Source organism: Marinomonas primoryensis (genome assembly GCF_013372285.1).
Classification (GTDB): Bacteria; Pseudomonadota; Gammaproteobacteria; order Pseudomonadales; family Marinomonadaceae; genus Marinomonas; species Marinomonas primoryensis.
This window is the reverse complement of record NZ_CP054301.1, coordinates 739,433-755,354: the sequence shown is the minus strand read 5'-3', so window position 1 is coordinate 755,354 and position 15,922 is coordinate 739,433. Positions and strand designations below refer to the sequence as shown.

Genomic DNA, 15,922 nt, shown 5'->3' with positions numbered 1-15,922 from the left:
AAAAACAGTAAGTGATGAGCAACAATATTAGCGTTACTCATCACTTATAGGTTAGTTAGCGTGGCGTTTCGCAATTTCTGACGCTAGCTCATCGAAACTCTTTTCAGATTCTAGTTTTTGAAACAAAGCCGCTTCATTTCTCATAGAAGTACGCAAAATACTTTCTGCAATACCTTCCGCTTGTGCTGGGTCTAAACCCACCAATACAACCAGACCACCAGACGGCGTTGGCATTTGACGAACCACCTGAGAACCAATCAATTTTTGCTCAGTCACTTGTTTGGTTACAACACTGTTCACGCGATCGACTGTTTCTGCATCGCCAGCGCCTGTGGTCTCAACGTACTGCTTAACCATATTTTGCAAGTCAACACTCAGTACTTGAGCCAACTCTACTCGAGCAGCTGTCGCGGCCATTTGTTTCATATAATTAGGCCCTGCAGCCGATTTTTCACTGTAACCAACAGCAGACAAAGCCACACCCTCTAGTGGCGCACCACAAACCCAATCAGGTGCCGCTTGATTTGAACCATCTGCGAACACACAGTCTGGAACGGCGACCGCTGGGGTGTTTACAACATCTTTACTACACGCCACTAAAGCAACACTGGCAACCAAGACAACTGCAAGTTTCAATTTCATCGTACTTCCCTTCATTAATAAGTAAGTCCGCCATTAAGGCCGATCGATTCATTGGGGTTAATTAATATTAGACCATTCTATCTTAATTGATTTATTCCATTAAACACAAAAAAAGGGTGCTACAAATAGCACCCTTTTTAAACCTATCTTTCAACTAAGTTATTACTCAGTGTAAGCGGCTTTCTCTTCTTCCGTTACGTCTTTCATAGACAATTTAATACGGCCACGCGCATCAACATCTAGAACTTTAACGATAACTTCTTGACCTTCAGAAAGGAAGTCTGTCACCGCACGGATACGCTCTTCAGCGATCTGAGAGATGTGAACCAAACCATCTTTACCAGGTAAGATATTTACGAAAGCACCGAATTCAGCAAGACGAACTACTTTACCTTTGTAAAGTTTATCAACTTCAGCTTCCGCTGTGATTTCATGGATTTTCAACAAAGCCGCATCAGAAGACGACTTATCAGCCGCATAAATGCGTACTGTACCATCATCATCAAGGTCGATTGACGCACCCGTTTGTTCGGTAATAGAACGAATCATCGCACCACCCTTACCGATAACGTCACGAATTTTCTCAGGATCAATTTTGATCGTCGCCATAGATGGCGCATTTGGAGAAACTTCTGGACGAGCATAACCAATGACAACAGCCATTTCACGCAGGATGTGCTTACGCGCTTCCATTGCTTGGGTTAGAGCGATATCCATGATTTCTTCATTGATGCCTTCAATTTTAATGTCCATTTGAAGTGCTGTAATACCTTCTTCTGTACCAGCAACTTTAAAGTCCATATCACCTAGGTGATCTTCGTCACCCAAGATGTCAGTCAATACAGCAAAACCATCGTCTTCTTTAATAAGACCCATTGCGATACCAGCAACTGGGGCTTTAAGAGGAACACCTGCATCCATCATCGCCAACGACGCGCCACAAACAGACGCCATAGAGCTTGAACCGTTTGATTCAGTGATCTCAGAAACGATACGAATTGTGTATGGGAATTCGTCTTCGCTTGGCAATACAGCTTGAACACCACGACGAGCTAAACGACCGTGACCAATCTCACGACGACCAACACCGCCCATGCGACCACACTCACCAACAGAGTAAGGAGGAAAGTTGTAATGCAGCATGAAGCTGTCTTTACTTTCGCCAGTCAAGCCATCAGTCATTTGCGCATCACGGCTTGTGCCTAGAGTACAAGTCGCAATTGCTTGTGTTTCACCACGAGTAAACAAAGCAGAACCATGAGTTTTGCTAAGCATTCCCACTTCAACACTGATTGGACGAACTGTTTTATTATCACGACCATCAATACGCGATTGACCATCGATAACACGACGACGAACAGTACGTTTCTCAAGTTTAGAGAAAGCGCCCGTAACGTCGGCTTCAGTAAACTCACCACCTTCAGTAACCAAAGCGGCGATAGCAGCATTACGTACTTCGCCTAATTTAGCGTAGCGCGCCATTTTTTCGCTGATGCCATAAGCTTCTGCGACTTGATCGGCATAACCTGTTGCCAATGCGTCGGTCAATGAAGCATTTACTGTTTCTGCTTCCCATTCCCAACGAGGCTTACCAGCTTCTGCTGCAAATTCAGTAATCGCAGAGATAGCGACTTGCATTTCTTTGTGCGCGTAAAGAACCGCACCCAACATTTCGTCTTCCGTTAGCTCTTGAGCTTCAGACTCAACCATTAGTACAGCGTCTTTTGTGCCTGCCACAACCATATCCAACAAAGAACCATCTAAGTCAGAATAACTAGGGTTAAGTATGTAACCAGACTCATCATTGAAGCCAACTCGTGCTGCACCGATTGGTCCATTGAAAGGGATACCAGAAATAGTCAATGCGGCAGACGTTGCCAACATAGCCGCAATATCAGCGTCTAAGTTAGTGTTAGTCGACATAACAGTACAAACAACCTGAACTTCGTTCATGTACCCTTTAGGAAACAATGGGCGAATTGGACGGTCGATTAAACGAGAAGTCAGTGTTTCTTTTTCAGAAGGACGACCTTCACGCTTTAAGAAACCACCTGGGATTTTACCGACAGCGTATGCACGCTCTTGGTAATGAACAGAAAGAGGGAAAAAGTCTTGGCCAGCTCTTGCTGTTTTAGAGCCTACTACAGTGGCAAGTACTTGTGCATCACCAATAGTACATAATACAGCACCTGTCGCTTGACGAGCGATACGGCCGGTTTCGATAGTAACGGTGTCGTTACCAAACTGGAAAGTTTTAGTTGTAATACTCACACGTATTCCTTTTCATTAAAAAAATCACTTTCTCCCAAAGAGCATCTTTTTAAGCCAGTACTCATATGAACTCTTTTATCTCTTAACTCTCTACGAGAAAAGCACATATGAAGTACAGGCTATCCCTTGGGAGACCAATAAAAAAAGGGCCATAATAATTTATGGCCCTTCCTCAGTCTTAGCGACGCAGACCTAGTTTTTTGATCAAACCAGTGTAACGAGCTGCATCTTTACGCTTAAGGTAATCCAACAATTTACGACGTTGGTTTACCATGCGGATTAGACCGCGGCGAGAATGGTGGTCATGGATATGAGCTTTAAAGTGACCTTGTAGACCTTCGATGTTCTTAGTCAACAATGCTACTTGAACTTCAGGAGAACCAGTGTCGCCTTCCGCTACTTGAAACTCTTTAACCAACGCTGCTTTTGATTCTGCAGTTAATGCCATAATCTTTTTCTCCAAATTAATATGCTATTTAAAAGTAAAGGATAGCCGAGCATATTTTCAGTTATCCTATGCAAGCCAGTCTAACACTAAACGTTAGCCAACTCACTGGTATTTACGAGTCTATGCGGCCTAATAATCGTATCTTTCAACACGCCTAAGCCCAAAAACCGCTGGGTGTTTTGATCGTATAACCTAACCAAACTGCCATCCGTAAATGAAGTTAGATTAGAGACACTTCTACCGAATAGCATTTCTCTTGTGTCTTCAGCAAGCAATTCGACTCTATTCAAATGCTCAACAGCAGTATCCATTGTCATTAAATAGGTATCTAACTCAGCTTCACCTTGCTCAGCAATGCGTTCGAACTCTTCCAGTGTCAACATACGGTCTGGCGAATATCCTGCCGTAGACACTCTGTACAATGAATGCAAATGAGCACCACAACCAAGCGCCTCCCCTATATCTTCACCAATAGTTCGAATATAAGTGCCCTTGGTACATTGAATATCTAACGTCAGCGTGTCTTCCGTTCTAGACAAGAGAGTCAGATCAGCAATAGTAACACGACGGCGTTTTCTCTCTATAACAATGCCTTGGCGGGCATATTCATACAAAGGCTTACCTTCGTGCTTCAGTGCAGAATACATAGGTGGTATCTGTTCAATCTCACCTCGAAAACAATCCAATACTAGCTCAAGCTGTTCATCAGTTAGTGCTGGAATCTCTTCATCAGTCAGTATCTCACCCTCACGGTCTCCCGTAGTGGTTCTTTTTCCTAACTGAATACAGGTCACATAACGTTTATCTGCATCCAATAGGAATTGTGAAAACTTGGTCGCTTCACCCAAACACAATGGCAACATACCGGTTGCTAAAGGGTCAAGCGCTCCAGTGTGTCCCGCTTTCGCGGCCCGATAAAGGCGGCGAACACGCTGTAACGCTTGGTTCGAGCTTAAACCGATGGGCTTATTCAGTAGAACAATACCGTCTACTGAACGCCATTTTGTCTTAGACATACGAACTCATTACTCGTCTTCGTTACCGGTTTTTGTCTCATCATCACGAATTGCTTCGTCGATAAGAGCAGACATTCGCGAACCATTGACCACACTCTGGTCATAATGAAAACGTAAATGCGGCATAACACGAAGTTTTACTTCTTTAGCCAAACGACGACGCAAAAAACCTTTTGCACTGTCTAGTGCAGCCTGATTTTCCGCCAAAACTTCTGGCTGATCATCTTTACCGAGCACGGTGTAATAAATGTCCGCATAACCTAAATCTTTTGCAACACGCACTTCGTTGACAGTAACCAATCCCAAGCGGGGATCCTTTACTTCAAACTGGATCAAGGACGCCAGCTCCTTTTGGAGCTGGTCACCAATCCGACTAGTACGACTAAATTCGCCTGCCATGATTTTTCCTATTAAAGCGTACGCGCAACTTCGACGGTTTCAAAAACCTCGATCTTATCGCCTACTTTGACATCGTTGTAGTTTTTCACACCGATACCACATTCCATACCGCGGCTAACTTCATTCACTACGTCTTTAAAGCGACGAAGAGACTCAAGTTCACCTTCATAAATAACCACATCGTCACGTAGAACACGAATCTGCTTATTACGGAATACAGTACCTTCGACAACCATACAGCCGGCAATCAAACCAAACTTAGGCGAACGGAATACATCACGAACTTCGGCAGTACCTTTAATATCTTCACGTAGGTCTGGAGACAACATACCTGACAACGCAGACTTAACATCATCAATGATGTTATAGATAATGCTGTAGTAGCGAAGATCAATGCTCTCACGTTCGATAAACTGCTTAGCAGAGTTATCAGCACGAACATTAAAACCAAAGATAACGGCATCAGAAGCAAGTGCTAATGTAGCGTCGGTTTCAGTGATACCACCTACGCCGCTAGACACAACATTTACTTTCACTTCGTCTGTATTCATGTCAGTCAATGACTTAATCAAAGCTTCCAGAGAACCACGAACATCTGCTTTTAAAACTACGTTCAAAGTACGAACTTCATCTTTGCCCATTTCAGAGAACAAATTCTCTAATTTAGCAGAATGCTGACGAGCAAAACGCACTTCGCGGTATTTTCCTTGGCGGAAATTAGCAACTTCACGTGCTTTACGCTCATCTGAAACAACGATGAATTCTTCACCCGCTTCAGGCGTGCCATCAAGACCTAGAATTTCTACAGGAATAGACGGTCCGGCTTCATCAATTGAGTTGCCATTTTCATCTAGCAAGGCACGAACACGGCCCATTTGTAGACCAGCAAGAACAACATCGCCTTTACGCAAAGTACCATTCTGAACCAACACAGTAGCAACGGAGCCACGACCACGATCAAGGCGAGATTCAACAACCACACCTTTGCCTGGAGAGCTAGGAACAGCGGTTAACTCAAGCACTTCAGATTGTAGTAGAACCGCTTCTAGAAGCGCTTCAATGCCTTCACCAGACTTCGCAGAAACGCCAACAAACTGAACATCACCGCCCCATTCTTCCGGAACAACTTCTTGTGCGACTAATTCGTTTTTAACACGATCAAGGTCAGCACCTTCTTTGTCTATCTTAGTGATAGCGACAACCATTGGTACGCCAGCAGCACGTGAATGCTGAATAGCTTCAATCGTTTGTGGCATTACACCATCGTCGGCAGCACAAACAAGGATAACAATATCAGTCGCTTTAGCACCACGAGCACGCATAGAAGTAAACGCAGCGTGTCCAGGTGTGTCTAAAAAGCTCACCATGCCATGTGGCGTTTCAACATGGTACGCACCGATATGCTGTGTAATACCACCTGATTCACCCGCCGCAACTCGTGTTGTACGGATATAATCAAGCAACGATGTTTTACCATGGTCTACATGACCCATAACCGTGACTACAGGTGCACGTTTAATCGCTTCACCTTCGTAATCAATCGCGCCAATCATATCGTTTTCAACAGCATTTTCGTCGATGAATTTAACGGTATGACCCATTTCTTCGACTACTAGAGTCGCAGTTTCACGATCAATTGTTTGGTTAATAGTCGCCATTGCGCCCATTTTAAACATGATCTTAATAACTTCTGCGCCTTTCACCGCCATTTTCTCAGCAAGATCAGCAACAGTGATACTTTCTGGCAATGCCACTTCGTGAATCATTTTAGCAGTAGGCTTTTGGAAACCATGTTCTTGTTTAGAAGGTTTCTTACCTTTACGGCCCAACTTACCACGACGAGAAAACTCATCTTCGCCATTTACATTAACGCGAGAGGTGCGTTTGTTTTCTGGGTTATTACGACCACGAGGCTTTTCTTTATCTTTATCGTTGTCATGTCTAACTGGCCCTTTTTTACCTTTAGGCGCCGCCGCTGGTTTCTTATTTTCCATCGCTGGCTGAGACACTTTTTTGGCTGCTTTTGGCTGCTTAGGTGATTCCACGGGTTCTGCCGCTCCTGTACTGGAGACATTCTGCTCCGTATCATTTACCGCGTCAGCTTTTGCTACGACTGTACTTGCAACTGCTTCTTGACGCGCTTTTTCTTCAGCCTCAGCTTGAGCCTTGACTGCCTTCTCTTTTTCTAGCTTACGTTCTTCTTCTAAACGCGCTTCTTCTGCAGCCTGCTCTTCTACAAGACGCTTGGCAAGCAGTTCTTCCTGCTTTTGAGTCTCTTCATCAACGTCATCGCGTTTTACATAAGTACGCTTCTTTTTCACAGCAACATTTACTGCTTTGCCGCCGTCACGAGACAGCGTACTTGTTGTTTTACGTTGTAGAGTAATACGCTGGCTGCCATCATCTTCTTCACCATGTTGACGTTTCAAAAAACTCAACAAGGTTTGCTTTTCAACTTCAGAGACTTCTTGGCTTGCACTCGTTTGAGGAAGCCCAGCGTCTTTCATCTGAGTTAGTAGCTTATCGACTGGCGTATTTACCAACTCGGATAGTATCTTTACGGTTTGAACTGTCATTAAGTTCCCCCTTATGTACTCAGATTTTATTCAGATTCAGCAAACCAAGGTGCACGAGCCGTCAAAATAAGACTGGCCGCACGCGCTTCCGTCATACCTTCAACATCAAGCAACTCATCAACTGACTGTTCAGCCAAATCTTCCATAGTAATTACCCCTATAGAAGCAAGCACCAAAGCAAGATGATTATCCATTCCTTCCATTGCTAATAAATCAGCAGCAGGTTTGGCACCGTCTAATTGCTCTTCCGCTTGAAGCGCTTGATTTAACAAGGCCTCTTTTGCTCGTGAACGCAGCTCGTTTACTAAATCCTCATCAAATCCGTCAATGTCTAACATCTCTTCCATTGGGATATAAGCGACCTCTTCAAGAGAAGAAAAGCCCTCATCAACCATTTGAATGGCTAAATCATCATCAATGTCTAATCCAGTAACAAAGATATCAATCAGTTTTTGTGATTCTTCTTGTTGCTTAGCTTCAGCGTCTTCGCTGGTCATTACATTTAAAGACCAACCAGTAAGTGTAGAAGCCAAACGGACGTTCTGGCCGTTACGGCCAATTGCTTGAGCTAGGTTATCGCTCTTAACCGCAACATCCATAGAATGCGCATCTTCGTCTATGACGATAGAATCCACTTCCGCAGGTGACATGGCATTAATAACCAATTGAGCTGGATTATCATCCCAAAGCACAATATCAACGCGCTCGCCATTCATCTCATTAGAAACCGCTTGAACTCGAGCACCACGCATACCAACACAAGCACCAATCGGGTCAATACGACGGTCATTTGTCTTGACTGCAATTTTTGCACGAAGACCTGGATCTCGTGATGCACTGCGAATTTCAATGATCTCTTCAGCAATTTCCGGCACTTCAAGGCGGAATAACTCAATCATAAACGCGGGTGAATTACGCGAAAGAATCAATTGCGCGCCGCGACTGTCTTCACGAATTTCAAGCAACAAAGCACGAATTCGATCATTCATTCGGAAACTTTCACGCCCAATTAATTGATCTTTAGGCAAGGATGCTTCTGCGTTTTCACCAAGATCAACAATTAGGCTATCACGGGTCACTTTCTTCACTTGACCGTGAACAAGTTTGCCCACTTTCTCGGTATACAAAGCCACCATTTTAGCACGTTCAGCTTCACGTACTTTTTGCACGATAACTTGTTTTGCTGTTTGCGCAGCAATACGGCCAAATATTTCAGATTCCACTTCTTCTTCGTAAATCCCGCCAATATCAATGCCGAGGTTTTGCTCTTCAGAATCGTCTATCGTTAATTCTGAAGCTGGAGTGGAGTAATCTTCGTCTGCGACAATATTCCACTGACGGTAAGTTTTATAGTCGCCTGTACGCTGATCAATAGAGACGCGAATTAATGCATCTTCTTCAAAACGGCGTTTGGCAGCACTAGCTAAAGCAATTTCAACGGCTTCGAAAATAACTTGTTTCGGAACATCTTTCTCGTTGGAAACGGCTTCGACTACCAAAAGAATTTCTTTGCTCATCCTTTTAGCCTCTCTTCAAGGTTAATATTTAAAATTGTGGAACAACATTTGCCTTATCGACTAAGTCAATCGGCAACAAGTATTCTTCTTGATCTACACGAATAACAATATCTTCGCTTTCGATCCCCATTAGTTGCCCTTTAAATTTACGGCGACCATCAAAAGGCACACGTAAACGCAAAGCGACAATAGAACCGATATATGCTTGATACTGAGCCAAACTAAATAAAGGCCGATCTAAACCTGGTGATGACACTTCTAGGTTGTATTCCCCAGTAATTGGGTCCTCAACATCTAGAATAGAACTAACTTGACGACTGACTCGGGCGCAATCTTCTACGTCAATTCCTTTTTCAGCATCTGTTTCAATAAAAATACGAAGCACAGAATCTTTACCTAAAGACAAGTATTCCATACCCCAAAACTCAAACCCTAAACCTTCAACGACCGGTCGAATTAGTTCTTCTAAAATCGTATATTTTGCTGACAATCGTTTTCTCCGAAAACCAATTTTGTAGAACCCAGAAATAAAAAACGGGCTCAAGGCCCATTTCCGTTTATAAACAGTAACAGTGTAGATAACAAAAAACCCCATATAGGGGTTCTCAGCACTCAACTCAATAAAAATTGAGAGAGAATCCTTCGATAAAGAAGGTCGTCAATCCTGACACTTAACACTAAGAACAAACTGGTGCGGATACCTAAAAAGGAAAACCATGAGAAAAGTTTCTATACAGAAGCTTAAAACTCGACAAACCAGATTGCCCTACATCAATATCTCGACATCATACACAAAATACAATATCAATTCAAGATTGGTGCGGATGGGGGGACTCGAACCCCCACGAGCAAAGCTCACCACCCCCTCAAGGTGGCGCGTCTACCAATTCCGCCACATCCGCAAAACACTTTTATCAAACAACAAAACGCTTATCCAAATACACCAAAGCCAAAGGCTATTCAGTTACTGGTATATCCGATGTTGCTTTTTTACTGCTGCCACCTAACTCGGGCAACCCTACCGTTTCTTCAACTTGAGGAGCCGAAGGAACATAATCAAGCGCACCAGAAACACTTTTCGCTTGCTGGCTGGCATAAAAAGCCAAGCCAAAGCTTGTCAAAAAGAAAACCAATGCAAAAAAAGCAGTCATCTTCCCAAAAAAACTACTACCACCTTGACTCCCAAATACTGTCTGGGACGCACCGCCACCACCAAAAGAGGCACCAGCGTCTGCACCTTTACCTTGCTGTAACAAAACCAACGCGATAATGGCTACCGCCGCCAGTACATGCAAAACTAAAATAAGTGCTTCCATCAATTAACCCGCTGCCTTTACTATCGCTATAAATTCTTTTGCATCAAGAGATGCACCACCAACAAGAGCACCATCCACGTCAGGCATTTTAAATAAAGCCGAGCTGGTTGATGCCTTAACACTTCCACCATACAAAATCTGAACTTTTTGAGAGACAGACTCTGATGATTTAGCCAAAAAGGCTCTAATTGATTGATGTACTTCTTGCGCCTGTTCAGCACTCGCTGACAAGCCAGTACCTATTGCCCAAACTGGCTCATATGCAATTGTCATCCGCTCAAAGGCAGCAATACCAACCACATCAATAACAGCTTGAATCTGACGCTCACAAACATCAAGTGTTTTACCGGATTCGCGCTCGGCCAATGTTTCACCAATACACAACATTGGCACCAGACCAAAACCCAACACTGCTTTCACTTTAGAAGCGACAATATCGTCTGTTTCGCTATAAAGTGAACGTCGCTCCGAGTGACCAAGTAATACATACTTGACCCCAAAATCACCCAACATAGAAGCAGACACCTCTCCTGTGTAGGCACCTTTTAACTCATGGCTAACATTTTGGGCAGCCAACATAACACCACTGCCGTCTATTAAATCGTTAACCTGAGACAAATAAGGAAAAGAAGGAGCAACAACCACTTCAGAGCTAGAACCATCCATCTTAAGCAAGCCGCCAATTAGTGAAACAATAGACTCTCTAGAGCCATTCATTTTCCAGTTACCAGCCACAATCTTTTGACGAATCATATCCTAACCCCTAAATTCGAGGCGCCCATTCTATGAAAAGCCCTCTTTGGTTTCAAGTATTTATTATTATTCAGCACATAAAATTCGCTTTATGCGCTCATTTTTTTGGAAACAACCGACTTAACCTCTTCGACCAAATAATCAACAAGCTCATCAACCGTCTCATTGTCTCTACCTTCAACCATAACTCGAATCAAAGGCTCGGTTCCGGAGGCCCTTAGCAGAACACGCCCTAAACCATTCAAACGTTCATTAGCAACCGCAATCGCTTTCTGCAATTCAGGCTCTTCATTTGGTACAAAACGCTTTGCCACACGAATGTTTTTTAATTTCTGAGGAAACTTAACCAAACCAACAAGAAGCTCATCTAAATCTTTATCTTCTTCGATCATAGCCCTAAGCACTTGAAGCGCGGCAATAATACCATCGCCTGTTGTCGTAATAGACTTACACACAATATGACCCGATGGCTCACCACCTAACAACCAACCGTGTTGCTCTAACTTTTCATTAACATAGCGATCACCAACAGCAGCACGACTAAAGCCAATTCCAGTTTCAGAGAACGCTAGCTCTAAACCGAAATTACTCATCAAGGTGCCAACAACTCCGCCACTAAAACGCCCAGTCCGCATCAAGTGATTCGCAATAATATAGAGGATATCATCACCATCACGAACCACACCATGACGGTCAACTAGTATTAAACGATCCCCATCACCATCTAGAGCAATACCAAGATCAGCCTCTTCCGCTAAAACATTTTTACGTAACAACTCAGGCTTTGTCGCACCACTAAACTCATTAATATTCAACCCATCAGGATTGACGCCAATAGAAATGACCTCTGCACCCAATTCAGAAAACACACGAGGCGCAACGTGGTATGTTGCACCATCTGCACAATCAACCACAATTTTTAAGCCACTTAACTGCAAACCAATAGGAAAGGTGCCTTTACAGTATTCAATATAACGCCCTGCCGCATCTTCGATGCGTTTAGCTCGCCCAATAAGACTAGACTCAACAACCACCATAGGCTGTTCAAGAAAGTACTCTATCCGCTCCTCCACTTCGTCGGAGATTTTGCCACCTTGCGCAGAGAAAAACTTAATTCCATTATCAGTATAAGGGTTATGAGAAGCACTAATAACAATCCCAGCACTAGCGCGAAAAGTACGCGTCAAGTATGCGATCGCAGGCGTTGGCATTGGGCCAACCAAACGCACATCAGCACCTGCGGCAACAATGCCAGCCTCAAGCGCTGATTCGAACATATAACCAGAAATACGCGTATCTTTACCGATCAGAATTTTCTTATCGTTTTCTTTAAAAACCTGCCCTGCTGCCCAGCCTAACTTAAGCATAAACTCTGGCGTAATGGGCGCCGTACCAACTTTCCCACGAATTCCATCTGTACCAAAATATTTGCGCATTAAACTTCTCTCTCAATACGAGACATTAGAGCCAGCATTTCAACATGCGGCCTAACATCATGAACCCTAAAGATACGAGCACCCTTTGAATAGGCTGAAGCATTTGCTCCCATAGTGCCATACAGGCGCTCTTCAACTGGTAGATTTAATACATCCCCGATCATGGTCTTTCTAGAAAGACCAACAAGAACGTTAAACCCTAGTTTTTTAATTTTTTCGATATGATTTAGCAATGACAAATTATGGGAAAGTACTTTTCCAAACCCAATACCTGGATCCAAAATCAAATGAGAACGAGCAATACCAACCGACTCACACGCTATGACTCGTGACATTAAATAATCCGCAACATCATCCACCACTTGCACATACTCAGGAGCATCTTGCATCGTTTTTGGCATACCTTTCATATGCATCAAACAAATCGGCAAATGCGTCTTCGCGGCCGCCAACAAAGCCCCTTCTCGCTCAAGCGATCGGACATCATTAATTAAACCTGCACCTAAATCTGCAGCCCCTCGAATCACCTCTGCCGTACTGGTATCGACCGACACAATAATATCGAACCGCCGCTTAATAGCGTCAATAACAGGCAGAACACGATCAACCTCTTGCTGAGTAGCAACAGAGACAGCGCCTGGACGAGTTGACTCGCCTCCAACATCAATAATACTAGCGCCTTCTTGAATCATTTTTTCAGATTGCCGCAAAGCACTATCCAAGGAGTTAAAAACGCCTCCATCGGAAAAAGAGTCAGGAGTAACATTTAGTATCCCCATAACATGAGGAAGGGACAAGTCTAACGACTTGTCCCCAAAGGACATTAACGACATGAAAGGACCATATCAAAAATCAATAACACAAGTTATTCACTCGCAGGCTTAGGTGCTTGACTAGAAGTTTCATCTTGATCATCTGAACCCACTTCTGATGAAGAAGCCTCACCAGTTGATTCAGTTTTATCGCCTTTTGGTGGGTTAGCACCAGGATCAGACCAACCTTCAGGAGCCGAAGGCTTATTACCATCCATAATTTCTTTAATTTGCTTCGCATCAATCGTTTCATACTGCATCAACGCTTCAGCCATCATTTCCAGTTTAGAACGATTATCATTCAGTATTTGTGTTGATTTCACGTAACAACGACTAATAATATCTTGAACTTCAGCGTCAATTATCTTTCCGGTTTCAGGAGAGAAATAATTAGCTTTACTGCCCGTTGGCCCAGCAATAAAACCACCGCTATTGTTATCATCTTCTTCGTAAGCAAATGGACCGAGCTTCGCAGACAAGCCCCACTTCGTTACCATGTTACGAGCAATACTCGTAGCGCGTTCAATATCATTTGACGCACCAGTAGATACACCATCGAAGCCGTGAACAATTTCTTCCGCTATACGACCGCCATAAAGACTACAAACCTGACTCTCAAGCCCTGTTTTACTCACGCTGTATTTATCTTCTTCTGGCAAATACATAGTGACACCAAGAGCGCGTCCACGAGGAATAATAGAGACTTTATACACGGGATCATGCTCTGGCATTAAGTAACCAACAATAGTATGACCCGCTTCATGGTAAGCCGTGTTTAATTTTTCTTTATCACTCATCACCATGGTTTTGCGCTCGGCACCCATGAGGATTTTATCTTTTGCCAGTTCAAGCTGCTCCATATTCACCAAGCGGCGATTAGAGCGCGCTGCAAATAACGCAGCTTCGTTAACCAAGTTAGCTAAATCAGCACCAGAGAAACCAGGTGTACCGCGAGCGATGTTTTTTGGTTCAACATCATCATCACAAGGTACTTTACGCAAATGCACCTTCAAAATCTGTTCGCGACCACGAATATCCGGCAAACCAACTTGCACCTGGCGATCAAAACGACCAGGACGCAACAATGCCGGATCCAATACATCTGGACGGTTAGTCGCCGCAATAACGATAATACCTTCGTTACCTTCAAAGCCATCCATTTCAACCAACAGTTGGTTTAACGTTTGCTCACGCTCATCATTACCGCCGCCCATACCGGAACCACGATTACGACCTACTGCATCAATTTCATCAATAAAAATAATGCATGGTGCATGTTTTTTTGCCTGTTCAAACATATCACGAACACGCGACGCACCCACACCAACAAACATTTCTACGAAGTCAGAACCAGATATGGTAAAGAACGGCACTTTCGCTTCACCTGCTATCGCTTTTGCAAGCAAAGTTTTACCCGTACCTGGAGGGCCACACATCAAAATACCGCGAGGTATTTTACCGCCTAGGCGTTGATATTTACTTGGCTCGCGAAGAAAGTCTACCAACTCTGATGTATCTTCTTTCGCTTCATCACAACCAGCGACATCTGCAAAAGTAGTTTTAACCTGATCCTCTGGTAAAAGGCGCGCTTTAGACTTACCAAAAGACATTGGTCCACCTTTACCACCGCCACCACCTTGCATCTGGCGCATGAAGAACATGAAAATCGCAAGAATAAGAAGAATAGGAAAACTAGCAACCAGCAATTGAGTCCAAATACTTTGCTGCTCAGGTAAACGCCCCTCTACAACAACATTATTAGTAAGCAAATCGTCCATTATTTTAGGGTCTGCCGCGGCAGGACGAACCGTATCAAACGTGTCGCCGCTAGTACGGGTACCACTAATGGTATAACCCTCAACAACGACTTTCGCTATTCGCCCATCCTGAACCTCTTTCACAAATTCAGAATAAGTGATTCGATTGGTATCAGCCGTCGTATTAAAATTATTAAAAACTGTCAGTAGTACAGCAGCAATCACCAACCACAACAGTATATTTTTCATCATATCGTTCAAGAGCACACCTCTAAACGGTTATTTTTAATGTCTCTGGTCATAATACCAGAACATCTCTCATTAACCTTTATATTGTCTTCCTAATAAGTAAACTTCGCGACTTCTGGCTCGCGACGCATCCGGCTTACGCGTTATAACGGAATCAAATTGAGCCCGCATGGTTTTGAGGTATTCTTCAAACCCTTCACCCTGAAACACTTTCACCAAAAAATTCCCACCTGGACGCAACACTTGAGCCGCCATGTCCAACGCAAGCTCTACAAGATACATGGCTTGTGGCTGATCTGCAGAACTGTTACCACTCATATTGGGGGCCATATCTGAAATTACAAGATCCGCTTTCTCATCTCCAATCTCAGCCAAGATTGCCTCGTATACTTCTTGTTCAGTAAAATCCCCTTGAACAAAACTTACACCAGCCAAAGGTGACATTTCCAAAATATCCGAGGCCACAACAGTACCCTTATCACCCACCAATTTCGCCGCCACTTGAGACCATCCACCCGGCGCTGCACCTAAGTCAACAACACGCATAGCAGGTCTAAACAATTTATCTTTATCGTTAATCTCCATCAGCTTATAACTGGCCCTAGAGCGATAACCATCTTGTTGGGATTTTTTGACATACGGATCGTCAAAATGTTCCTTCATCCAACTATTACTACTTTTTGATCTTGCCACGTTTTCATCATACCTAAATCAGTCAATATTCCGCTAT

14 protein-coding genes and 1 tRNA gene are annotated in these 15,922 nt (G+C 43.6%); all 15 read right to left on the bottom strand.

The features are described from left to right. Positions 1-51: 51 nt before the first annotated feature. On the bottom strand, positions 52-642 hold the full coding sequence (locus MP3633_RS03435; RefSeq protein WP_176334484.1) for an LPP20 family lipoprotein: 591 nt from the start codon (positions 640-642) through the stop codon (positions 52-54). A gap of 162 nt (positions 643-804) precedes the next feature. Then, positions 805-2,913 (bottom strand): polyribonucleotide nucleotidyltransferase, encoded by a 2,109-nt coding sequence (gene pnp, locus MP3633_RS03430; protein ID WP_112136872.1) that lies wholly within the window; start codon positions 2,911-2,913, stop codon positions 805-807. A gap of 178 nt (positions 2,914-3,091) precedes the next feature. Next, positions 3,092-3,361 (bottom strand): 30S ribosomal protein S15, encoded by a 270-nt coding sequence (gene rpsO / locus MP3633_RS03425; protein WP_009835750.1) that lies wholly within the window; start codon positions 3,359-3,361, stop codon positions 3,092-3,094. An 86-nt stretch (positions 3,362-3,447) separates the two neighbouring features. Further along, positions 3,448-4,377, bottom strand: a complete 930-nt coding sequence (gene truB, locus MP3633_RS03420) for a tRNA pseudouridine(55) synthase TruB (protein ID WP_176334483.1) — start codon at positions 4,375-4,377, stop codon at positions 3,448-3,450. Positions 4,378-4,386: 9 nt separating this feature from the next. Further along, complete coding sequence (gene rbfA / locus MP3633_RS03415) at positions 4,387-4,776, bottom strand: 30S ribosome-binding factor RbfA (RefSeq protein ID WP_112136868.1); 390 nt, start codon at positions 4,774-4,776, stop codon at positions 4,387-4,389. Positions 4,777-4,787: 11 nt separating this feature from the next. After that, entirely contained in the window at positions 4,788-7,352 is a 2,565-nt protein-coding gene (gene infB, locus MP3633_RS03410; RefSeq protein WP_176334482.1) for a translation initiation factor IF-2, read from the bottom strand. A gap of 26 nt (positions 7,353-7,378) precedes the next feature. Then, positions 7,379-8,869 (bottom strand): transcription termination factor NusA, encoded by a 1,491-nt coding sequence (gene nusA, locus MP3633_RS03405; RefSeq protein ID WP_112136864.1) that lies wholly within the window; start codon positions 8,867-8,869, stop codon positions 7,379-7,381. A 28-nt stretch (positions 8,870-8,897) separates the two neighbouring features. Next, the gene (rimP, locus tag MP3633_RS03400) at positions 8,898-9,359 is read right to left on the bottom strand and encodes a ribosome maturation factor RimP (RefSeq protein ID WP_112141546.1); all 462 of its coding nucleotides are present in this window, start codon (positions 9,357-9,359) and stop codon (positions 8,898-8,900) included. A gap of 326 nt (positions 9,360-9,685) precedes the next feature. Continuing rightward, a tRNA-Leu gene (locus tag MP3633_RS03395) sits at positions 9,686-9,771 on the bottom strand. A 54-nt stretch (positions 9,772-9,825) separates the two neighbouring features. Further along, positions 9,826-10,185: a preprotein translocase subunit SecG gene (gene secG, locus MP3633_RS03390; protein ID WP_176334481.1), complete on the bottom strand. Its 360-nt coding sequence runs from the start codon at positions 10,183-10,185 to the stop codon at positions 9,826-9,828. A 3-nt stretch (positions 10,186-10,188) separates the two neighbouring features. Beyond that, positions 10,189-10,938 (bottom strand): triose-phosphate isomerase, encoded by a 750-nt coding sequence (gene tpiA, locus MP3633_RS03385; protein ID WP_176334480.1) that lies wholly within the window; start codon positions 10,936-10,938, stop codon positions 10,189-10,191. Positions 10,939-11,027: 89 nt separating this feature from the next. Further along, positions 11,028-12,374 carry a phosphoglucosamine mutase gene (gene glmM / locus MP3633_RS03380; RefSeq protein ID WP_176334479.1) on the bottom strand — a complete coding sequence of 449 codons (1,347 nt, stop codon included), beginning with the start codon at positions 12,372-12,374 and terminating at the stop codon, positions 11,028-11,030. Further along, positions 12,374-13,207 carry a dihydropteroate synthase gene (gene folP, locus MP3633_RS03375; RefSeq protein WP_176334478.1) on the bottom strand — a complete coding sequence of 278 codons (834 nt, stop codon included), beginning with the start codon at positions 13,205-13,207 and terminating at the stop codon, positions 12,374-12,376. Before folP ends, glmM begins: the two co-directional genes overlap by 1 nt. A 32-nt stretch (positions 13,208-13,239) precedes the next feature. Further along, the gene (gene ftsH / locus MP3633_RS03370) at positions 13,240-15,204 is read right to left on the bottom strand and encodes an ATP-dependent zinc metalloprotease FtsH (RefSeq protein ID WP_176334477.1); all 1,965 of its coding nucleotides are present in this window, start codon (positions 15,202-15,204) and stop codon (positions 13,240-13,242) included. Positions 15,205-15,264: 60 nt separating this feature from the next. After that, the gene (rlmE, locus tag MP3633_RS03365) at positions 15,265-15,885 is read right to left on the bottom strand and encodes a 23S rRNA (uridine(2552)-2'-O)-methyltransferase RlmE (RefSeq protein WP_112136851.1); all 621 of its coding nucleotides are present in this window, start codon (positions 15,883-15,885) and stop codon (positions 15,265-15,267) included. Positions 15,886-15,922: the final 37 nt, after the last annotated feature.

Bases quoted from the DNA above. Each gene is read 5' to 3' on its own strand.
- MP3633_RS03435 (WP_176334484.1), bottom strand. From the start codon at position 642: ATGAAATTGAAACTTGCAGTTGTCTTGGTTGCCAGTGTTGCTTTAGTG.
- rpsO (WP_009835750.1), bottom strand. From the start codon at position 3,361: ATGGCATTAACTGCAGAATCAAAAGCAGCGTTGGTTAAAGAGTTTCAA.
- truB (WP_176334483.1), bottom strand. From the start codon at position 4,377: ATGTCTAAGACAAAATGGCGTTCAGTAGACGGTATTGTTCTACTGAAT.
- rbfA (WP_112136868.1), bottom strand. From the start codon at position 4,776: ATGGCAGGCGAATTTAGTCGTACTAGTCGGATTGGTGACCAGCTCCAA.
- infB (WP_176334482.1), bottom strand. From the start codon at position 7,352: ATGACAGTTCAAACCGTAAAGATACTATCCGAGTTGGTAAATACGCCA.
- nusA (WP_112136864.1), bottom strand. From the start codon at position 8,869: ATGAGCAAAGAAATTCTTTTGGTAGTCGAAGCCGTTTCCAACGAGAAA.
- secG (WP_176334481.1), bottom strand. From the start codon at position 10,185: ATGGAAGCACTTATTTTAGTTTTGCATGTACTGGCGGCGGTAGCCATT.
- tpiA (WP_176334480.1), bottom strand. From the start codon at position 10,938: ATGATTCGTCAAAAGATTGTGGCTGGTAACTGGAAAATGAATGGCTCT.
- glmM (WP_176334479.1), bottom strand. From the start codon at position 12,374: ATGCGCAAATATTTTGGTACAGATGGAATTCGTGGGAAAGTTGGTACG.
- folP (WP_176334478.1), bottom strand. From the start codon at position 13,207: ATGTCGTTAATGTCCTTTGGGGACAAGTCGTTAGACTTGTCCCTTCCT.